This window comes from Mesorhizobium sp. M0217 (genome assembly GCF_040321955.1).
Lineage (GTDB): Bacteria > Pseudomonadota > Alphaproteobacteria > Rhizobiales > Rhizobiaceae > Mesorhizobium.
The window spans coordinates 67,675-88,061 of sequence record NZ_JAMYSN010000013.1 but is presented as its reverse complement, the minus strand read 5'-3'; the positions used below and the strand labels follow the sequence as shown (position 1 = coordinate 88,061).

The 20,387-nt window shown below is 60.8% G+C and carries 20 protein-coding genes, 1 tRNA gene and 1 pseudogene; 16 read left to right on the top strand and 6 right to left on the bottom strand.

Annotation, left to right across the window (positions count from 1 at the left end; translation table 11 throughout):
• Positions 1-85: 85 nt before the first annotated feature.
• The 3 genes from NKJ18_RS20575 to tkt form a co-directional block, all read right to left on the bottom strand.
• Positions 86-1,972, bottom strand: coding sequence for a potassium/proton antiporter (locus tag NKJ18_RS20575; RefSeq protein WP_352759432.1), 1,887 nt, complete (start codon positions 1,970-1,972; stop codon positions 86-88).
• Positions 1,973-2,178: 206 nt separating this feature from the next.
• Positions 2,179-3,189 (bottom strand): type I glyceraldehyde-3-phosphate dehydrogenase, encoded by a 1,011-nt coding sequence (gene gap, locus NKJ18_RS20570; RefSeq protein ID WP_023670130.1) that lies wholly within the window; start codon positions 3,187-3,189, stop codon positions 2,179-2,181.
• 155 nt (positions 3,190-3,344) lie between these two features.
• Positions 3,345-5,336, bottom strand: a complete 1,992-nt coding sequence (tkt, locus tag NKJ18_RS20565; protein ID WP_023670129.1) for a transketolase — start codon at positions 5,334-5,336, stop codon at positions 3,345-3,347.
• Positions 5,337-5,609: 273 nt separating this feature from the next.
• Here tkt and NKJ18_RS20560 point away from each other — a divergent pair, with 273 nt between their 5' ends.
• The 4 genes from NKJ18_RS20560 to NKJ18_RS20545 all read left to right on the top strand — a co-directional run bounded on the left by NKJ18_RS20560 (position 5,610) and on the right by NKJ18_RS20545 (position 8,128).
• Positions 5,610-5,882: a DUF4164 domain-containing protein gene (locus NKJ18_RS20560; protein ID WP_023670128.1), complete on the top strand. Its 273-nt coding sequence runs from the start codon at positions 5,610-5,612 to the stop codon at positions 5,880-5,882.
• A gap of 12 nt (positions 5,883-5,894) precedes the next feature.
• Entirely contained in the window at positions 5,895-6,260 is a 366-nt protein-coding gene (locus tag NKJ18_RS20555; RefSeq protein WP_023670127.1) for a cell division protein ZapA, read from the top strand.
• A gap of 190 nt (positions 6,261-6,450) precedes the next feature.
• Positions 6,451-7,110 (top strand): peroxiredoxin, encoded by a 660-nt coding sequence (locus NKJ18_RS20550; RefSeq protein WP_023825000.1) that lies wholly within the window; start codon positions 6,451-6,453, stop codon positions 7,108-7,110.
• A gap of 145 nt (positions 7,111-7,255) precedes the next feature.
• Positions 7,256-8,128 (top strand): MBL fold metallo-hydrolase, encoded by an 873-nt coding sequence (locus NKJ18_RS20545; RefSeq protein WP_352759430.1) that lies wholly within the window; start codon positions 7,256-7,258, stop codon positions 8,126-8,128.
• Positions 8,129-8,426: 298 nt separating this feature from the next.
• Here NKJ18_RS20545 and rpoH read toward each other — a convergent pair whose 3' ends face one another.
• Positions 8,427-9,338, bottom strand: a complete 912-nt coding sequence (rpoH, locus tag NKJ18_RS20540; protein WP_023670124.1) for an RNA polymerase sigma factor RpoH — start codon at positions 9,336-9,338, stop codon at positions 8,427-8,429.
• A gap of 188 nt (positions 9,339-9,526) precedes the next feature.
• Positions 9,527-10,546, bottom strand: a complete 1,020-nt coding sequence (locus NKJ18_RS20535; protein ID WP_352759429.1) for an RluA family pseudouridine synthase — start codon at positions 10,544-10,546, stop codon at positions 9,527-9,529.
• Between the two features lie 24 nt (positions 10,547-10,570).
• On the opposite strand from NKJ18_RS20535, the gene NKJ18_RS20530 reads away from it, so the two are divergent.
• The 10 genes and pseudogenes from NKJ18_RS20530 to tolA all read left to right on the top strand — a co-directional run bounded on the left by NKJ18_RS20530 (position 10,571) and on the right by tolA (position 18,773).
• Entirely contained in the window at positions 10,571-10,954 is a 384-nt protein-coding gene (locus NKJ18_RS20530; RefSeq protein ID WP_352759427.1) for a fimbrial protein, read from the top strand.
• Between the two features lie 26 nt (positions 10,955-10,980).
• On the top strand, positions 10,981-11,388 hold the full coding sequence (locus NKJ18_RS20525; protein ID WP_352759425.1) for a VOC family protein: 408 nt from the start codon (positions 10,981-10,983) through the stop codon (positions 11,386-11,388).
• Between the two features lie 92 nt (positions 11,389-11,480).
• Positions 11,481-11,555 (top strand) — tRNA-Glu (locus NKJ18_RS20520).
• A gap of 327 nt (positions 11,556-11,882) precedes the next feature.
• Positions 11,883-12,110, top strand: coding sequence for a hypothetical protein (locus NKJ18_RS20515; RefSeq protein ID WP_352759423.1), 228 nt, complete (start codon positions 11,883-11,885; stop codon positions 12,108-12,110).
• A 75-nt stretch (positions 12,111-12,185) separates the two neighbouring features.
• Positions 12,186-14,078: a hypothetical protein gene (locus tag NKJ18_RS20510; RefSeq protein WP_352759421.1), complete on the top strand. Its 1,893-nt coding sequence runs from the start codon at positions 12,186-12,188 to the stop codon at positions 14,076-14,078.
• On the top strand, positions 14,075-14,809 hold the full coding sequence (locus NKJ18_RS20505; protein WP_352759419.1) for a hypothetical protein: 735 nt from the start codon (positions 14,075-14,077) through the stop codon (positions 14,807-14,809). The genes NKJ18_RS20510 and NKJ18_RS20505 overlap by 4 nt, the downstream gene beginning before the upstream one ends.
• Positions 14,806-15,693 carry an SIR2 family protein gene (locus tag NKJ18_RS20500; RefSeq protein WP_352759471.1) on the top strand — a complete coding sequence of 296 codons (888 nt, stop codon included), beginning with the start codon at positions 14,806-14,808 and terminating at the stop codon, positions 15,691-15,693. The genes NKJ18_RS20505 and NKJ18_RS20500 overlap by 4 nt, the downstream gene beginning before the upstream one ends.
• A 1,004-nt stretch (positions 15,694-16,697) precedes the next feature.
• Positions 16,698-17,321 (top strand): VOC family protein, encoded by a 624-nt coding sequence (locus NKJ18_RS20495; protein ID WP_023824997.1) that lies wholly within the window; start codon positions 16,698-16,700, stop codon positions 17,319-17,321.
• The gene (locus NKJ18_RS20490; protein ID WP_352759417.1) at positions 17,305-18,186 is read left to right on the top strand and encodes a glutathione S-transferase family protein; all 882 of its coding nucleotides are present in this window, start codon (positions 17,305-17,307) and stop codon (positions 18,184-18,186) included. The genes NKJ18_RS20495 and NKJ18_RS20490 overlap by 17 nt, the downstream gene beginning before the upstream one ends.
• Positions 18,187-18,405: 219 nt before the next feature.
• A pseudogene (gene tolA / locus NKJ18_RS20485) lies at positions 18,406-18,773 on the top strand (cell envelope integrity protein TolA).
• 131 nt (positions 18,774-18,904) lie between these two features.
• Here the strand turns inward: tolA and NKJ18_RS20480 are convergent.
• On the bottom strand, positions 18,905-19,120 hold the full coding sequence (locus NKJ18_RS20480; protein ID WP_023690098.1) for a hypothetical protein: 216 nt from the start codon (positions 19,118-19,120) through the stop codon (positions 18,905-18,907).
• A gap of 303 nt (positions 19,121-19,423) precedes the next feature.
• On the opposite strand from NKJ18_RS20480, the gene NKJ18_RS20475 reads away from it, so the two are divergent.
• Positions 19,424-19,810 (top strand): hypothetical protein, encoded by a 387-nt coding sequence (locus NKJ18_RS20475; protein ID WP_245261963.1) that lies wholly within the window; start codon positions 19,424-19,426, stop codon positions 19,808-19,810.
• Positions 19,807-20,322: a DUF2865 domain-containing protein gene (locus NKJ18_RS20470; RefSeq protein ID WP_023690100.1), complete on the top strand. Its 516-nt coding sequence runs from the start codon at positions 19,807-19,809 to the stop codon at positions 20,320-20,322. The genes NKJ18_RS20475 and NKJ18_RS20470 overlap by 4 nt, the downstream gene beginning before the upstream one ends.
• Positions 20,323-20,387 lie beyond the last annotated feature (65 nt).

The window sequence follows — 20,387 nt, the reverse complement described above, 5'->3', positions numbered from 1 at the left end:
CTTGAGCCGGGGTGCGAGCTAAATTTTGAGATCAAGGCGAAGGCTGTCGTGATGATGCGGGACGCCAGCGTGAACCGATCGCTTGTCAGCCTTCGGTCGTTATCTTTTCCGCCGTCGGCTCAAGGGCCTTCTCATTGGCTGTCGCCTCTGCAGTCTGCGTCTCGGTCGGCTTGCGCCAGTTGCGGATGAAGGCGGAGACACGATCGCCGATCTCGCCGGCGCTCAGGAACACCGGAACCCGCGCCACCGGCGCGGTCGGCTCGAAGGAGAGGCCGAGACCGGTGATCTTGCCCTTGTCGTCGACGTCGCGGACGATCAATTCGATCGGGCCGATCAGCACCCGGTCGGCATATTCGGCATGGCCGCCGAGCCGCGCCGTCACCAGCGCGCCGACGGTGAGCTTCTGCTCGGCTTCGCTCAATCCCGGAGTGTATGCGGCCTCGAGCTCTGCGGCCGAGCGGGCGGGATCGACGGCAAAGGCGCCGAAGAAGTCGGCATCCTCGGGGTCGACTACGGCGCGGCTGGCAAACAGCTTGTCAAGCAGGCGCGGATAGCGGTCGGGCACGAAGATGTAGACCTGGTCGCCGGCCGCGAGCCGGCCCATGTCCTGGAAACGCATCGAGCGGCCGTCGCGCAGCACCAGCGAGGGCCGTGCCCAGCGCGGGATGCGCTCGCCGCGCGCCACCGGGCTGCCGGGCGCCACGCGGTAGGCGAGCAGTTCGTGATGGGCGGAGCCCGGCAGTTCGAGTTCGACCTTGTCGAGCGGCCCGAGCCTCGCCGGCACGATCAGGCCGAGCCGGCGCGCCAGCGGACCGACCGACCAGCCCTGCACCACCAGCGATACCAGCACGATGATGAAGGCGACGTTGAAGATGGTGCGGCCGTTCTCCAGTCCGCCGAGCAGCGGGGTGATGGCAAGCAGGATGGACACGGCGCCGCGCAGGCCGACCCAGGAGACGAAGGCGATCTCGGGACGCGGCAGGCGGAACGGGATCAGGCAGAGCCAGACGGCGACAGGGCGCGCGACAAACATCAGGAACAGGCCGAGCAGCACCGCCGGCACCATGATCGCCGGAAACTGCGAGGGTGTCGCGAACAGGCCGAGGATCAGGAACATGATGATCTGTGCCAGCCACGACATGCCGTCTTGGAAGCGCTTCAGGATGGTGACGGCGCGGATGTCGGAGTTGCCGGCAATGAGCCCGGCGAGATAGACCGCCAGGAAGCCCGAGCCGCCAATGGCGCCGGCCGCGGCGAACACCATCAGTGACAGGGTCAGCACGAAGATCGGCAGCAAGCCATGGTCAAGGTTAAGCCGGTCGACGAGGCGCACGATGCCGAGCCCGCCAAGCACGCCGACGACGGCGCCGAGCCCCATATTGAGCAGGAAGCCGAGGATCAGGTCGGTGACCAGCACATGGGTCTCGGGATTGGCGTGGGCGGCGATGATCTCGACCAGCGTGATGGTCAGGAAGATGGCGATCGGGTCGTTGGTGCCGGATTCGACTTCCAGTGTCGCGCGCACGCGTTCGCGCAGATTGATCTCGCCGGCGCGTAGCAGGAAGAAGACGGCCGCCGAATCGGTCGAGGCGACCGCGGCGCCGAGCAGGAAGGATTCCAGCCAGCTGAGGTCGAGCAGGTAATAGGCGGCGGCGCCGAACAGGCCAGTGGTCAGGATTACGCCGAAGGTCGCCAGCGACAGCGCCGGTCCGGCCGCCTGGCGCAGCGCGTTGAGCGGCGTGCCGAAACCGGAATCGAACAGGATGACCGCCAGCGCCAGTGAGCCGGCAAAATATGCCACGCGCGCATTGTCGAATTCGATGCCGAGACCATCGACGCCGCTGGCGAGGCCGATGCAGAGGAAGAGCAGCAGCAACGGGGCGCCGAAGCGGAAGGCGATCAGGCTCGAGAACGCTGCGGCGACGACTAGCGCTGTGCCGACCAGCGTGACGAGATAGATCGCATGCTCCATCCGTGATTTGCCCCTCGAATTCCTCTTTCTCCCGATTCACGGGAGAGTGGGGCGAAGGAATGGCCGGTGCAAGGCGCAAGGATGGCTTTTTGCCTTATGCCGCTGATTTTCCGGCGTTTGGCGGCTCGGCGCGCCTTGCCCGGCGCGCTGACGAAAAACGCCCGGGCACAGCCGGGCGTTCGAAGCTGCGAGACGATGCCTTCAGATCAGGCGATGGTCTTGCCAAAGGCGACCGAGGTGTCGGCCATGCGGTTGGAGAAGCCCCACTCATTGTCGTACCAGGACAGCACCGAAACGAAGTTGCCGTCCATGACCTTGGTCTGGTCGAGCGCCAGGATCGACGAGCGCGGATCGTGGTTGAAGTCGATCGACACATTCGGATGATGGGTGACGCCGAGAATGCCCTTCAGCTTGCCGTTGGAGGCAGCGATCACCGCTTCGTTTATCTCCTGCACGGTGGTGGCGCGCTTGGCGATGAACTTGAAGTCGACGACCGAGACGTTAGGGGTCGGCACGCGGATCGAGATGCCGTCGAGCTTGCCCTTGAGGTCGGGCAGCACCAGGCCGATCGCCTTGGCCGCACCGGTCGAGGTCGGGATCTGCGACAGGGCAGCCGCGCGGCCGCGGTAGAGATCCTTGTGCATGGTGTCCAGCGTCGGCTGGTCGCCGGTGTAGGAGTGGATCGTCGTCATCATGCCCTTTTCGATGCCGACGGTCTCGTGCAGCACTGCGGCGAGCGGCGCCAGGCAGTTGGTGGTGCAGGACGCATTCGAGATGACGATGTGGTCCTTGGTCAGCTTGTCGTGGTTGATGCCGTAGACGACGGTGAGGTCAGCACCTTCGGCAGGCGCGGAGACGACGACGCGCTTGGCGCCGGCGGTCAAATGCGCGGCAGCCTTGTCGCGGGCGGTGAAGATGCCGGTGCATTCGAGCGCGATGTCGATGCCGAGCTCCTTCCACGGCAGCTGCGCCGGGTCCTTGATCGCGGTGACCTTGAAGCTCTCCTTGCCGACGGTGATCTGGTCGCCCGAGACCGACACTTCGTGCGGGAAGCGGCCGTGCACGCTGTCATAGCGCAGCAGATGCGCGTTGGTCTCGACCGGGCCGAGGTCGTTGACGGCGACGACGTCGATGTCCTTGCGGCCGGATTCATGGATGGCGCGCAGGATGTTGCGGCCGATGCGGCCAAATCCGTTGATGGCAACTCTGACGGTCATTTTACTCTCCCTGGGAGCTGGAGGCGGCAGATGGGTCCGCAGCTTCATAGCGGCGGATGGCACAAGAATCCAGCCGCAGAAGGCCGAATTTAAATCGATTAGGTTGGTCCAGCCCCGCGAATCCGCCTTGGAGGTGCGCGGGACTGACCCTGATCTTACTTGCCGTGCAGGCGGGCTTCCGCCGCCTTGGCCGCGGCTTCGGCGGTGATGCCGAAATGCGGGTAGAGCTGCTCGATGGTGCCGGAAGCGCCGAAGCCGGTCATGCCGATGAAGATGCCGTCGGAGCCGATCAGGTGATCCCAGCCCTGGCGGATGCCGGCCTCGATCGCCATCTTGATCGGCGCGTTGCCGATCGTCTCCTTGCGGTAGGCGTCGCTCTGCTGGTCGAACAGTTCGAAGCAAGGCACCGAGACGACGCGGGTCGGGTGCCCATGCTTTTCAAGCAAATCACGGGCGCCGAGCGCGATCTCGACCTCGGAGCCGGTGGCGAAGATCGTCACCGCCGCTTCGCCGCTCGCCGCGGCCAGTTCATAGGCGCCCTGGCTGCTGAGGTTCCTGGCCGAGTGCTCGGTGCGCACCGTCGGCAGGTTCTGACGGGTCAGCGCCAGGGTGGACGGGGTCTTTTCCGATTCAATGGCGATCTGCCAGCATTCGGCGGTTTCCACCGCGTCGGCCGGGCGGAAGACATTGTGGTTGGGGATGGCGCGGAGCGCCGCCAGGTGCTCGACCGGCTGGTGGGTCGGGCCGTCTTCGCCCAAACCGATCGAATCATGGGTCATGACGAAGATCGAGCGGATGCCCATCAGCGACGCCAGCCGCATCGACGGACGGGCATAGTCGGAGAAGCACATGAAGGTGCCACCATAGGCGATGAGGCCGCCATGCAGCGTCAGGCCGTTGAGGGCGGCCGCCATGCCATGCTCGCGGATGCCGTAGTGGACATAGCGCTGGCCGTAATCGTCCGGCGTGATGTTCTTGGTCTGGCTGGTCTTGGTGTTGTTGGAGCCGGTGAGGTCGGCAGAGCCGCCGATGGTTTCCGGCACCGCGCCATTGATGACTTCCAGCGCCATTTCCGACGATTTGCGGGTGGCGACCTTCGGCTTGTCGGCCGACAGCTTCTTCTTGTAGTCGGCAATGACGGCATCGAAATTCGACGGCAGCTTGCCGGCGAGGCGGCGCTCGAACTCGGCCTTCAACTCAGGCTTGGCCTTGGCCAGGCGGCCTTCCCAGTCGGTGCGCGGCTTGACGCCGGCCTTGCCGGCGGTGCGCCAGGCGTCGAGAATGTCGGCCGGAATTTCGAAGGGCGGCGAGTCCCAGTTGAAGAATTTCCGCGCGCCTGCGATCTCGTCGGCGCCGAGGGGCGAACCGTGGGCCTTGTTGGTGCCGGCCTTGGTCGGGGCGCCGAAGCCGATGGTCGTCTTGCAGGCGATCATCGTCGGCTTGTCGGAATGGCGGGCGGCTTCGATGGCGTAGGCGATTGCCTCGGGGTCGGTGCCGTCAATGTGGCTGGCGTTCCAGCCCGAGGCCTGGAAGCGGGCGACCTGGTCGGTGTTGTCTGCAAGCGAAACCGGACCGTCGATCGAGATGTTGTTGTTGTCCCAGAAGACGATCAGCTTGTTGAGCTTGAGGTGCCCGGCCAGCGCGATGGCTTCCTGCGAAACCCCTTCCATCAGGCAGCCGTCGCCGGCCAGGACATAGGTGTAGTGGTCGACGAGGTCATTGCCGAAGGCGGCGTTCATGATGCGCTCGCCGAGCGCGAAGCCGACCGAATTGGCGAGACCCTGGCCGAGCGGGCCGGTCGTCGTCTCGATGCCGGTGGCATGGCCGTATTCGGGATGGCCGGCGGTCTTGGAACCCAGCTGGCGGAAATGCTTGATCTGGTCGAGGGTCATGTCCTCGTAACCGGTCAGATGCAGCAGCGAGTAGAGCAGCATCGAACCATGGCCGGCCGACAGGATGAAGCGGTCGCGGTCCGGCCAATGGGGGTTCTTCGGATCATATTTCAGGAAGCGGGTGAACAGCACTGTGGCGATGTCGGCGCAGCCCATGGGCAGGCCGGGATGGCCGGACTGGGACTTCTCGACGGCGTCCATGGAGAGAAAACGGATTGCATTGGCCATCCGGTCATGTTGTTCACGCGACGTCATGGTACCTCCGGGGTGGGGATTTGTGGGCTTGGCAGAGCCCAGGAAAGAGTGCGCGACACATAGCAGCCACGGGCTTTTAGTCAACAAATCGGCTGCACATTTGCCGGTCTTGTGATGGCTTTGAGACCTTATGGGGCGACCTACATTAGCGTTAGCGGGGGACAGTCGCGAGAGCTTTGTTGACGTTGCCTTCACCCGGTGCCTAATGTTTCCTTGTTAACGCGTTCTGAACGCGAAGCGATTCGGTGATGGGCAGGGCACAGGACGAAGGCCATGACCGGCGAAACCACACTCAAGGAAGTCATCCACAGGCTGGGCAAGGCCATCGAGGGGCTGGAAAACGCCGTCGCGGCCAAGCTCGAGCACGAGCGCGACTATTCCGAAGCCGAGGCTGAGGTGCAGCGCATGAACGCCGACCGTTCACGGCTGGCGCAGGAACTCGACAATTCCGAAGCCCGCGCCGAACGGCTGGAAGATGCCAACAAGGAAGTGTCGCGCCGCTTGGTGACCGCCATGGAAACCATCCGCGCGGTGCTGGACAGGTAGGAGCTGCAGGCCATGGCACAGGTCACGGTTTCCATCGACGGCAAGCAGTATCGCATGGCTTGCGACGAGGGTCAGGAAGAGCACCTGATCGACCTCGCCGAGCGGTTCGACCGTTATGTCTCGCATCTGAAGGATTCGTTCGGCGAGATCGGCGACCAGCGGCTGACGGTGATGGCCGGTATCATGGTGATGGACGAGCTTTCGGAGCTGCAGAAGCGGGTCAAGGGCATGGAGACCGAAGTGCAGACGCTGCGCAAGACGCGCGACGAAGCGCTGACCAAGGCCGACAAGAACGACACCGTGCTGACCAGCGCGCTCGGCGCGCTCGCCCAGCGCATGGAAGACCTGGCCACGTCGCTGGCGGTCAACAAGGCCTGAGCCTTCCCCGCACAAACGAAAGATTGTCGGCCCAACGTCGGTCCGTAGAACGAAAGTGCTCGTTCCGTCGCCAATAATAGTTTCCTATTGTCCTGCAGCCGCGATTTTTGCGCTAAGATGCGGGAATGCCGGAGCGTTGACGCCGTCCACGGCCGCTCCTGACGAAATCTGTTGCTGGGGAAATAATGCCATGAGCCTTCGTATCAACGACATCGCGCCTGACTTCACCGCCGAGACCACGCAAGGGCCGATCAAGTTTCATGACTGGATCGGCGACGGCTGGGCGATCCTGTTCAGCCATCCGAAGAATTTCACCCCGGTCTGCACCACCGAGCTGGGCACGATGGCGGGGCTCGAAGGCGAGTTCAAGAAGCGCAACGTCAAGGTCATCGGCATTTCCGTCGATCCCGTTGCGAGCCACGACAAGTGGCAGGCCGACATCAAGACGGCGACCGGCCAGACGGTGAACTACCCGCTGATCGGCGACAAGGACCTCAGGGTGGCCAAGCTTTATGACATGCTGCCGGCGGGCGCCGGCGAGACGTCGGAAGGCCGTACGCCGGCCGACAACGCCACGGTGCGCTCGGTCTATGTCATCGGGCCGGACAAGAAGATCAAGCTGGTGCTGACTTACCCAATGACGACGGGCCGCAACTTCGACGAGATCCTGCGCGCGGTCGATTCCATGCAGCTGACGGCCAAGCACCAGGTGGCGACGCCGGCCAACTGGAAGCAGGGCGAGGATGTGATCATCACCGCCGCGGTTTCGAACGAAGATGCGGTCAAGCGTTTTGGCGCTTTCGAGACGATCCTGCCCTATCTCAGGAAGACCAAGCAGCCGTCAGCCTAGGTTTTCTCCGTCGGAGCTATTTGGGGCTTCAGTCCTATTTGTGGCAAGGCGTGCTTGACCGGCGCGCTTTGCCAGATGACCATGCTCTTGTTCAACCCGACGGAGAAAACGGTTCCTGTCGGGCAAGGGGCAGGGGGGCCGGACATTGGACATCGCTTCGGCCAAACCTGAGGTCGCCGGCTTCTATGACAAGCCGACCGGCGCCATCCAGTATGTCGTCACCGACCCGGTGACGAGACGCTGCGCCGTCATCGACCCGATCCTCGATTTCGACGAAAAATCCGGCGCGACGGCGACGAAGAATGCCGACGCCTTGCTGGATTTTATCCGCGAAAACGGGCTGGAGCTCGAGTGGATCCTGGACACCCATCCGCATGCCGATCATTTCTCGGCGGCGCACTATCTCCGGGAAAAGACCGGCGCGCCGACGGCGATCGGCGACAGGATCATCGAAGTCCAGGCGCTGTGGAAGGCGATCTACAACTTGCCGGATTTCCCCGCAGACGGCTCGCAGTGGGACCGGCTGTTCGGGGAAGGCGAAACGTTCATGATCGGCAACCTTCCGGTCAAGGTGCTGTTCTCGCCCGGCCACACGCTGGCCTCGATCACCTATGTCATTGGCGACGCAGCCTTCGTCCACGACACGCTGTTCATGCCCGACAGCGGCTCGGCAAGGACGGACTTTCCCGGCGGCAGTGCGGCGCGGCTGTGGCATTCGATTGAGGGCATTCTGGCGCTGCCGGACGATACGCGCGTGTTCGTCGGCCACGACTATCAGGCCGGCGGCCGCGAGCCGTGCTGGGAGAGCACGGTCGCCGAGCAGAGGGCAAAGAATATCCACCTCGTTGCGGCGCGCAGCGAAGCCGAGTTCGTCGCCTTGCGCGAAGCGCGCGACAAGACACTGCCGATGCCGCGGTTGATCCTGCATGCGCTGCAGGTCAACATGAATGGTGGACGGCTGCCGGAACCGGAGGCCAATGGGAGGCGGTATCTGAAGTTTCCGCTTGATGGGCTTTGAGAGGGCAGTTGGCGAAGCTGCCGATCTCCCCCCTTGCGGGGGAGATGCCCGGCAGGGCAGAGGGGGCTGTCCCGCTGACCTGTCAGTCGGGTAGCTGTGCCGTCAATTCCGATAGGGTAGCCAAAACCGAAGTTGGCGATCCTTCACACCCCCCTCTGTCCTGCCGGACATCTCCCCCGCAAGGGGGGAGATTGGATGTCAAGAATGCTTTCGCCAATCGCCAGCGTAAGCGTAAGACATAAAAAAAGGCGGCGCCGGTTTCCCGACGCCGCCTTCTGTTCCTTAGCCGAACCCGGCTTTACGCCGCGGGCTGCGCCTCGATCGTGCGCAGCGCCTGCATCTGGCGCTTGGCGGCGGCCTTGACCGCGTCCTGCACCTTCTCGAAGGCGCGCACCTCGATCTGGCGCACGCGCTCGCGGCTGATGTCGAACTCGGACGACAGCTCTTCCAGCGTCAGTGGCTCCTCGGCGAGGCGGCGTGCCTCGAAGATGCGCCGCTCACGATCGTTCAGCACGGCCAAAGCACCCGACAGCATGCCGCGGCGGTTTTCCAGCTCGTCCTGTTCGATCAGCATGTCTTCCTGGCTTTCGTGGTCATCGACCAGCCAGTCCTGCCATTCGCCGGATTCACCTTCGCTGGCGCGGATCGGCGCGTTCAGCGACGCGTCGCCCGACAGGCGGCGGTTCATCGACACGACTTCGGCTTCCGACACGTTCAGCCTGGTGGCGATCTCGGTGATCTGGTCGGGCTTGAGGTCGCCATCGTCCAGCGCCTGGATCTTGCCCTTCACCTTGCGCAGGTTGAAGAACAGGCGCTTCTGATTGGCGGTCGTGCCCATCTTGACCAGGCTCCACGAGCGCAGGATGTACTCCTGGATCGAGGCCTTGATCCACCACATGGCGTACGTCGCGAGGCGGAAGCCACGCTCGGGTTCGAATTTCTTGACGGCCTGCATCAGGCCGACATTGCCTTCCGAGATCACTTCGCCGATCGGCAGGCCGTAGCCGCGATAGCCCATGGCGATCTTGGCGACGAGCCGAAGATGGCTGGTGACGAGCTTGTGCGCAGCGGAAGTGTCTTCATGCTCGGCGTAGCGCTTGGCGAGCATGTACTCTTCCTGCGGCTGAAGCATGGGAAAGCGGCGGATTTCTTCCAGGTAGCGGCTGAGGCCGCCTTCGCCGGAAACGATACTGGGTAGTGACTGGGCCATGATTGCGCCCCCTCTCTATTGGAGTGATGCCCCCGAAACGCGGCGGGCATGTGACGCGAGCACCAAAAGGCTCGCCCGCGACAACTGATTTATATAGGAACAAAACCAGAAAAGACAGGCATTTGTTCAACACGAAACAGTGTGTCACGCTGAAGTGAACAATGCCGCTCAGGTTTTAGCTGGCTGGTTCAGAGCTTGCGGAAGCCGCCGACGAGTTCCTCCATGTCCCCCGGTATCGGCGCCTCGAACCTCATCGATAAATGGGTAGCCGGGTGCCGAAATGCAAGGAGCCAGGCATGCAAAGCTTGCCTGGAAAACGCCTTGACCTGACCCTTCAGCAGTTCAGGCAGCCGGTTGGCCTTGGTGCGGAAGGCCTGGCCGTAATCGGGGTCACCGATGACGGGGTGGCCGATATGAGCCATGTGAACGCGGATCTGGTGGGTGCGGCCGGTTTCCAGCCGGCATTCGACCAGGCTGGCGGTGGCGAACGCCTTCTGGCCCTCGCCGAAACGCTCCTTGACGGTGAAATGGGTCACGGCGTGGCGGGCATCGTCACGGCCTTCCGGCACGACGGCGCGGCGCACGCGGTCGGCGGCACGGCCAAGCGGCGCGTCGACCGTTCCGGTCGGCCGCGACGGGATTCCCCAGACCAGCGCCAAATAAGCACGTTCGAGGTCGCCGGTGCGGCCGTGGTCGGCAAAGGCCTCCGACAGCGCCTTGTGGGCGCGGTCGGTCTTGGCCACCACCATGACGCCGCTGGTTTCCTTGTCCAGCCGATGGACGATGCCCGGCCGCCTGACGCCGCCAATCCCTGAAAGGCTGTCGGTGCAGTGGTGGATCAGGGCATTGACCAGCGTGCCGGTCCAGTTGCCGGCGCCGGGATGGACGACGAGGCCGGCCGGCTTGTTGATGACGATCAGCTCGTCGTCCTCATAAAGCACGTCGAGCACGATGGGCTCGCCTTGCGGTTCGGCCGGTTCCGGCTCGGGCATGACGACCGATACGCGCTCGCCGGGACTCATCTTGCGCTTGGTCTCGTAGACCGGCTTGCCGTCGATCGAAACGGCACCTTGCCGGATCAGCATCTGCGCCCGGCTGCGCGACATGTCAGGCCCGAGGGCGCTCGCCAGCCACTGGTCGAGGCGCTGGCCGGCGGCATCGGTGCCGGCCTCTATGAATTGTCGGGTCTCTTCGTTATGAGCGCTCATCGAAAAAGTTCCGGAAGTTCTGCCATGGCCCGGCCCGCCGACGATGAAGATCAGGAAAAGCCGCTCGATCCCGAGATCGAAAAGGTGCGTGGCAGGCTCATCCGTTTCATGGCCATCAATCTCGGCCTGCTTTTGCTGGCCCTTATGGTGGTGATCGCGGCCATTGTCTACAAATCCCGTAAGGCGCCGCCGGCGAACCCGCCGCTGGCCGGCGACATCCAGGTGCCGGGTGGCGAGCCGCTGGCAGAAGACATCGTGTTGCCGGTCGGGGCCAGGGTGATCAGCCAGTCGCTGTCGGGAAACCGAATTTCGATCGACGCGGAGCTAGCCGACGGCAGCCGCGCCATCTTCGTCTACGACATTGCCGAGCGCCGCCTCATCGGCCGCTTTGCCGTCCGCAACAAATAACTGGCGCAACAACTGGGCCGTAACAAATGACCGGATTTGCCGAAAGCCGCCGCATTGCGACCGTCACGCTCGTCGTCGGCGATTATGACGAGGCGATTGCCTGGTATGTCGGCAAGCTTGGCTTTGTCCTCTGCGACGACACCGATCTCGGTGACGGCAAGCGCTGGGTGACGGTGACGCCGGCGAACGGCCAGGGCGCAAGGCTGCTTCTGGCCGAAGCTGACGGCGAGGCGCAAGAGAAGAGCATCGGCAACCAGACCGGCGGCCGCGTCTTCCTGTTTCTCGAAACCGACGACTTTGCCAGCGACCATGCGGCGATGCTGGCGAAGGGCGTCGACTTTCGCGAAGCGCCACGCCATGAGTCCTATGGCACGGTAGCGGTGTTCGCCGATCTTTACGGCAATCTGTGGGATCTGATCGAGCCGAAACGCTAGGTCCGCAAACCGAGATTGCACAGAAGCGGTCCGGCGGTTCGAAGCCCAGTTGCTTTTTCCAAACCGTCAGCCTATATCGCCGGTTCTTGAACGCGCCCATCGTCTAGCGGTCAGGACACCGCCCTCTCACGGCGGGAACAGGGGTTCGATTCCCCTTGGGCGTACCAAAGAATTCAGACACTTAGCGCATAGGCCAAAAAAAAGCTGTCAACTGATGCGAAATAGCCGTTCGCAATGCGGTAGAAGTAACGTTCAAGGCAGGACTTCGGCCGACCTTTTTCGGTTAAGCTTTCTTTGTGTTTTTCCCGGCACTGTGGTTGCCAGTTTGACCCGCACGTGCGACACATGCGTGGTATTGCTTTGGGGGGCATGGGGATGTTTCGACGCACTGTCGGCAAGATTTTGCCGCTTGACGTGTTGCGGTCACGTGTCCATATACCCCATCCTGTGCTTGGAGCCGCTTCGGCGCCCTCGCTGAAAAACAGAAGCCACCCATGCTGACCCTCGAGTCCATCTTAAAGGCAACGCGGCAAATGACATCCTATGGCGAGCACGGCACCGCTGGTGCGCTCGACCATTTACCTGCGCGCGTGCAGGGGCCACGTGAACGCAAAAGAACTGCGGGCAGCAATTCAGCCGGAAGTGACATCTCGAAGCCAACCGGGACATCCAAGCCGGCCCGACGCTGGGACGATGAGCTGAAAATTTTCCGCCACGACTAAGAAGCTGATATGCTTTTAGAGTCGCGGACTAGCTATCTAGCCCTGCATGATCAAACGGGCGGCCAGAGCCGGCGGGTGGAGGTTGCGGAATCGCTAGCTGCCGTCGTCCACAAATGGACCGCGGGCTCTCGGGTTTCCCCGATCTGGCTCATCAAGGGCTTTGATGGGGCCTCGACATCGTTCTCCGGCAAGCAGTTTTTGTTGTTCCTCGGGCCTGTGCAACCTGCTGCCTTATTGGCAAGCATTGAAGGGCTGGCGACTGCGGGTCACGTTGGAATATGGCTAACCGCCGGGTGCTTCAATGTCGTGCTGCGTATTGCCGATAGTCGACCCGGAAAAAGCTTGGTGCGATCCCTTTTGAAGTGGGCAGCCGATGAGAAAATCCCACATGAGCAATGGACGCTGAGTGACTGCATCATTACAAAGACCGCACATCGAGCATATGCCGAAGGTAGCGGGCATAACGTCATCGACAAATTGGCGAAGTCGGTTGCCCAGACCACCTCGCCGGTTTTGCATTCCGCATTTGAAGAAAATGTCGTGGCAACTGCGACGAGTCTAATGCGTGCTGCCACAGCCTATCCGTTGATCTTTTCAAAAATGCATGCGATTGCCGAGGCCGCATGCGCTCAGGTCGAAGCATACAACGACGACAAAATCGGCGTTCTCGACATGCAATCCCGATTGCTCAGCATGAATGCTGCTCTTTCCCGTTTCTCGTCTCAAGCCTTCTCTGGTATCTCTCCGATATTGGCCACGGAGTGCCACTTCTGGATACATTCGCTGCTAGGAACAGGCAGCGCGAATATTGCACTGGCCAACCTAGTTGATTCAATCCAGCAAGTCCTAGGTGAAGCTCGCTTACCTGAACGATTGGGCTTACTGGAGGGAAAAACGTCTGACGTTCCAAGCAAAATCGAGTTGGTTACAGACTCCTCGCTTCTAGATTTTGACATTATGTCCATGACGGGCCATGACGTCATCAGCAGCAGTCCAATCGTACCGCTAGTGACTTACTTCAGCGGCCGCGACGGGTTTAGTAGCCGTCTTGCTACCCTAAGTGCCCCCCTCGCCACCCTGGCCGAGTGCAATAGCTTCCGCTCAAACCTTCTGACCGTGACGCATGAGATAAGCCACATTTTCGTGCAATCGGCATTGTCCTTCCTCGGGCCGTCATTGAATGAGGAGGATATGAATCTCGCTCGCACAGTGGCGAAGCCGCACTTTCAGGCTGCGAATCATCTGGAGGCAGCCCGCCAACTGTTGGTAGAGGCAGTGATAGCGATGGAGCTTGCCCGAACCGATCTCCAGTCCGACCAAGTTGACAATAAGCTACCGGAGCTATTTGAGCGCTGGCGCGATGAAATGCAGGAGATTTTGGTCCACGCCTTCGATTTTTTGTATTTTCACCAGGGTGACCCGACATTCTACGTCACTAGCATTTGGCATAGCTGGTGCGCGATACCAGGTATCAGCAACCGAGTCCCTGAGTACCTTATGAGGACCCTTTGTACGGTTGCCGCAACGCTTCTGACGGGAAGTTCGAAAGGACTTTTTCAAGCGGCGCTGGCCAGCACAAAAGCCCTACTTTCCGACATCACACCGAACATTGACCCTTCAAGCAATTACGTTGAGCAGGCGCTACGATTGATCGATCGGATTGATAGAGATCAGTCGAACTTCAAACAGATGGAGAAAGACTTTTTTGCCCGCCTCTATCTCGTTCGCCTTGTGAAAATATACCTCTTCTCGGAACTTTTGGCCGCGCGGCTATTTTCTGATCCTTATGCTCGGCCAAGCGGTACCGGTGACGAAAAGAGAAAGCTTTCTTATAATACAGCGCCGTTGGGAAACGCTCTCATCTTTCTCAAAGATCAACTTAAGGAGAATCCATCTGAAGCCGAGTCGCTTTGGGTTCTGCATTGCCTTGCGTTCGATCTCAGGCGAGTGCCGGGATTTGTCAAATGAGCTCTTACAGCGGCTATATCATCGCAAGTCCGGCATCTCGCGACTTCACTAGCAAAGATTTCGAGCAGCGCGAACCAGAGGTTACAAACGGCCCGACGCTCCGCTATCTCGATTCTGCCTATGGTATTCGTCGATGGGATGAATATTCGCTTAGCAGTCCGGTTTCACTCGCTGATGAGAGCGAAGGAGCGCGAGAGCGATACGTATATCAAATTTTCATAGTCCGCGGATTTGCAAAGATGATAATACTAGCAAATCGTCGTAAGATCGTAGACTACGCGGTAAATCAAATTTTTGATCGGCGTATATTCCCAAATCTACGGAAAGTTTCAGTGTTTGTTGATCGTATGATAGAACATTGTAGGCAGCCGGAGAGTGAGTTCCTGGTTACATCTCTTCATGGCCGCTTCGCCGGGCCGACGACGACGCTTCGTAGCATCTCACTATACGGCGATGACGTGACGCAATCTCCTCTCTATGTAGAGCACCATCAAACTTTTAATTTTCATTCGGGCGGCCTTGGCAGGCGACTATTCGAAGGATTGCCGCGAGTCAAAACCTACGAAGACGGCGAGATTGTACGGATTGCAAGTGACGGTTTTGTTAACTTAAACCTAAGCACTCGCACGCGAGCGCAGGAGCTGATTGACGTCATTAATTTCGTGATAGTTAACCGGTGGATTGAAGACTGGGTGCCGCTGGGTAAGGGGGAGATTTTGTGGCCAACATGAATATGCCGGACAGCTGGCAGAATGAAGATTCGCTTGTAGACCATCTCGCAGCACAGCTTGTTGCCGGCAGGTTAGGCCTGTTCCTTGGGGCAGGTGTGTCAAAATTCTTCGACTTGCCTGATTGGAAAACACTAGTTGAGAGAATGTCGATCGCTGCCGGTGAAGGCATGCCCCCAGATGGGTTTAACCCCATAGCGAAGGCAGAGGCCTTGCGCGTCAAGCACTATAAAACCGACCCGGCGTTTAACGCTGCGGTTAAGAAAGCCTTGTACGACGGTGTCACGCTCGATTTTGCTATGATCAGCGAGAATAGATTGTTGGCAGCAATTGGGTCATTGGTTATGGCGTCGCGCAGAGGTTCCGCAGCGAAAGTAATAACGCTTAACTTCGATGACCTGCTTGAAATTTATCTTGAATTTTACGGCTTCACTACGGCTATAATCCGGGAGGGGCGTCACTGGGCTCAGAACGAGGATGTGATCATCTATCACCCCCACGGCTTCCTGCCTTTGGACCATGCCCAAGAAAGCAAAAAGATTGTTCTTGGGACGACAAGTTTCCATGATGTTATGACGTCTGAACTGTGGCGCCCTATACTTGAGGCTGCTCTTCGACAGCACACGTTCTTGTACATTGGCCTTTCAGGTGAGGATATGCACCTGCATAGCCACTGGACCAAGCTCAAAGGGTCGCACGCCATCGTCAATGACCGCATTTGCTATCACGGTGTGCGCTTTATTACCGGCTCGGGCGACGATGATACCACAGTGATGACGGAACAGTGGGGTATACACACCCACAAGCTGGCAAGCCACGAGGACCTTTCAGGATTCCTTTTCAAGATTTGCCAAGAAGCCCGGCGAAAAAGGATCTCTGTAGCTTAGGTCAACGTCTTGCCTTGCAGCAGTGACAGTTTTTTAGCCCAAAGCTAGGTCCGGTTTGCCACTCGCTGGGGCTTGCGGTAGTGGGGAGCATGTCCGAGCGTGGTCATCTTCGTGCCGTGCAGAACGCACGGCCTCTGAGGAGACGCGCCGCGCATTTGTTCGAGAGCCAAGTCAACGAAGCTCTTTGCGAACAACGCGATGCTTCTCGTACCCTAGATAAACGAATCGGCTCTCGGACCAGTCGGGTTCTGGCCTGCACCGTAGGAAGCAGCCACTCACGCCGGGAACAGGGGTTCGATTCCCCTTTGGGCGTACCAAGCAACGGCTCGGCCGTTTCTCCCCACATCGTTACAGCGTTCAGGCAAGCAGCCGTGTCGATTGTGTCTGACTGTGAGTGTTGGCGGGGTAAGAGTCTTCACATCCGCATATCCAGATACACCCAATTTAAGTCAGGCCGCGACGCTTGAAAGCGTAGCGATCTCTGTTACTTGCGGTGCGGGGATAGCATCTGCGGCAACGCGGATTTGGTTGGGCATAGCAAGTATGAGTTCGGCAAAAATGATATGCTCGCGCTGTCACGGCAGCGGGCAGGTTTTCGATTGCTTGAAATGGCGTGAGTCGAAAGGGCATTGCTGCCCGCAAGGTACGCATCGGGCCGGCTGTCCCGGGCAGACCATGGCATGCGCCGAATGCGCGGGCCTGGGCACGCTGGCGGAGGCCGAACTTAGAGCCGTCGCTTAGCCAAGATTCGACAACCTTGAGCGCTTGGCTCTCCACGCATCGTTAGCTATCGTCGCTTCTGGCGCGGCGCTGCCAATTGCACTAGCATCATTGTACGAAGCCTTTCCAAAGGGCTCGTTACGGCGCGCAAAACGCCGGGGAACAGATAGGGGGAAACGCCGCCAGGCATGCACATCGGCCACGCGCATGGCGTGCGGCGATGGTATGAGGTGGCGGGATCCAAGCTCGCCCCGGAAGGCGAGGGGTCGGCGAGGAGGAGACCGATGCAGAAACTGCAGTCGCAGGGCGTCCATCACATCACGCTCGTCGGCGCCGGCCGCCAGACCTCGATCGATTTCTGGGAGGGCGTGCTCGGCATGCCGTTCATTTTCGAGCAACCCAATCTCGACAAGCCAAGCGAAAGCCATCTCTATTTCGATCCCGGCGACGGCAGGTTGATCACCGTCTTCACCGACGAGAGCCGCACGCCGGTCAAGCGGCGCACGCCCACCGAACCGGGCTGCGTCCATCATATTGCGTTCTCGGTGTCGCGCGTCACTTTCCTGCAGGCGGTCGCCCGGCTCGACGAACGCGCCATCAAGCACAGCGGCGTCAAGGATCGCGGCTTCATGGATTCGATCTATTTCGAGGATCCGCTCGGCCTGTTGATCGAGCTGGCGTCCTACCGCTTCGAGCCGCCGGCCGGCTTCACCCACGCCGATGTGCTGATGCAGGCGCACAAGCTGCGCGTTGTGCGCGGCGACTACAACATCGCCGAAGTGCACCTTGCCGACGCAATCCAGACGCTGGTCGAATGGTCGCGCGCGACCTTGTCAGACGACCGGACGCCGAAGAATCCATACCGACGGCCAGCAAAAGGGGAGGACCACAATGGCAAAGACAGTTAAGAGCGCTGGCAAACCAGCGGCCAAGCCAGCAGTAAAAGAGGCAGTGAAGCCGGCGGCAAAAGCGGCCGTAAAGGCCGCGCCGAAGGCAGCCGCAAAGCCGGCCGCCAAAACCGCGACGAGGCCGGCTGCCAAGAAATCCGCGCCGAAGGCCAAGGCGGCGAAAAAACCGGCGCTGAAGCTCTCGATGCTAAAGCCAAGCGTCAACAACATGACCGTTCGGGTGTTTGCCCGTGCAGCCGGGTTCGACGCCGCCGAGACCGACGCCTGGGGCCACACGCGGTCGCCGGAATATATGGCGCGCAATCCGGCGCATCTGACGCCGATGATCGAGGACAAGGGGCTGCCGCGCGGCGTGCTGTGGGAGAGCTGTGCCATCATGCAGTATCTCGCCAACAAGCACGGGCTGGAGAAATTCTATTCCAAGGCACCGGCCAAGCGGGCGATGGTCGACAGCGCCATGTTCTACCTGATCGGCACGCTCTACCCGTATGTGGCGCGCGCCACCTATCCGGCGCTGGGTTTCCCGCACTATGCCGGCGAGGTCGGCCATAGCGACGCTCATCCGGAGAAGAAGTCCGAGGCGCAGAAGGCCGCCATGGCGGCGATTGCCGAGCCGCTGGAGGTGTTTCACTCCTTCTTCAGGGACGGCAAGCCGTTCATCGGCGGCAAGCACCCGTCGATCGCCGACATACGCCTGGCATCGACGCTGGAGTTCCTGGCCGTCATCGACTATGCGCTGCCAAAATGGGCCAAGGAGTATGTCGCGGCGATGGAGAAGAAACTCGGCCAGGCCTATGCCGAGCCGGCCGGCGACGTGCGCGGCTACATCGCCTATGTGAAGTCGCAGGCCAGCGCGCAAAGCTAAGGATTCATTAACCAGAACGCTGTCTATTGAAGGCACCGCGCGACCACGGATGTACTGGCGCAAGGGTGTGAAGGGAAAGGTCGGCGCAATGCCGGCCTTTTGCTTTTCGCCGATGCGCCATCAGGCGCGTCTCATGCTGTAAAGTCCGACATCAGGCATATTGCCATCGTCTGCTTCGACCCTACCATCATGGTCGGCGGACGACACACGAGGAGCTTTATGAAGGGCGTAGCGAGAGTGTTTGCGATTGCCGGTGTTGTGTTGGTCGGAGGCTACCCGTGCAATGCCGCGCCGCTCGACACGATGGCGGAGGTCGTCGATGCCATCCAGGCGTGCTGGACGCCGCCGGCGGGTGCTGGAAATGCCAGCGTCACCTTGAGCTTCAGCTTCAAACGCGACGGCACGCTGATCGGTCCGCCGCGGCCGACGGCGATCAAGGTCGATGGCGATGCGGATACCAGGAAATCATTCGTCGACGCCGCAACCACTGCCCTGCAAAAGTGCCTGCCGTTGAGCTTCTCGCCGACGCTGGCGCAAGCATCGCGGGCAATGTCTTCACCGTGCAATTCGCTTCGCCCAAGCAGTAGGCGAGCGGGCGAGCGTTTCACCGTTTCACAAACGGCGACCCCCTCTCTCGTTGTCTTGACGCAATTCCCAGGGGAAAGCGCTACGCGCTTTTCCCGGAAAAACGACTCACACTTTCCTGAAGTTGCTCTGATCAGTTGTGCGGGCGTCTGATATCGACATGCCGCTGCAGTTCCGGCGTCTCGAAGACGTAGTCGGCCCAGGCGGATTCCGGAATCTGTCCGGCCAGATAGCATTCCAGCAACAGGCTCTGTTCGGGATCGAGCGCTCTCGGCGCCCGCTCATGGTCCAGCCCCAGCGAGTGGAACAGGTTCCTGGTCAGGCCAGAGACAGTGAAGTGAATAGACATCTTCGTCTCCTTTGCCCGACACAACGCGAGACACCGGAGAAAGGTTTCATCCGCAAGGGCCGACAACGCGGGATCGATGATTGCGGCGGCCTGGGCTCGCCCAAGCCTGGCTACGTCTCAATCTTGAGACAAAAGTGTAATAGCGAATTTACAGGAACCGGCATAATACACTCGGCATAAAATACCTGGCGGTTGCTGGCGTCTCTTGAATTAGACTTACCTCCCGCATTGAGGCTCAATCGGCTGGAGCGGCGATCGGCTCCACAGGGGTACAAGGAACCAGGTGTCGCCGATGATGCGTTTGTGGCAGTCGTGACCTTTGCACTGGTGTCGGTAGCGGCAAGCGTCCTCGGCATTTCGGCTTCCCTTGCCGATCCATGCGCCGCGCTCAGGAGCCAGCTGGCACCGTCCGGCCGCAGCGGCGGGATCAGCCCCGAGCTTGCGCAGCTGCGTCGCCAGCTTGCGGCGATCCAGGGGCTGGAGAGGCAACGTCGGTGCACGGCGCAAAGTGCGGTGGGGGGCTTCTTCAATGCTTGCGCCGACCTCGCCAAAAGCCGCACACAGGTGCAACGCCAGATCGCGGCGCCGCGATTTCGCGCCGGGATGCGTCCGGACTGCAGGCCAGGCTCGTCGCGCTCGGCTGCACGCCCGCCGCCGGGCAACAAAGACAGCGTCCGGCTGGCGCCATGATCGGCAGCAATTCGATGCTGTTTTGCGTTCGTCTCTCCGACGGCTATTTCTTCCCGGCGCCGAAATCGCAGTTCGTGCAAGGCGGCGATGTCAAGGAGATGGTCGATCAGTGCCGCTACATCTGCGACGATGCCGGCGTCGACCTGTACACGCTCAGTGATCCAAGCCTTGAAACCGAAGAGATGGTCGCGCTCGATACGCGCACATCCTACAAGGACCTGCCGACGGCCTTCAAATATCGCAATGATGCGAACTTCAGGGCCTGCGACCTCAAGCGCTATCACCGGCGCGTTGCCGAGCTGAGAGCGCGCACGGTGACGCCAGCCAATATGGCCAACGCGATCATTCCTTTGCCGTCAGCGAAGCCGGATCTTGGCACCGTGGCGCAACTTCTCCAGCCTGGCGCAGACGCTGCAGAGGCCAGGGGCGCCGCCCAGCGACAATCGGTCGAGCCATTGGCCGGCTCGCGGCCGGTCAGGGTGGTCGGGCCGGCTTTCTTCCCGGCGGAGTAACCTGCGCCTAGAGCGTTTCACCGTTTCACCGAAACGGCGAACCGCTCTATGTCTTTGTTTTACGC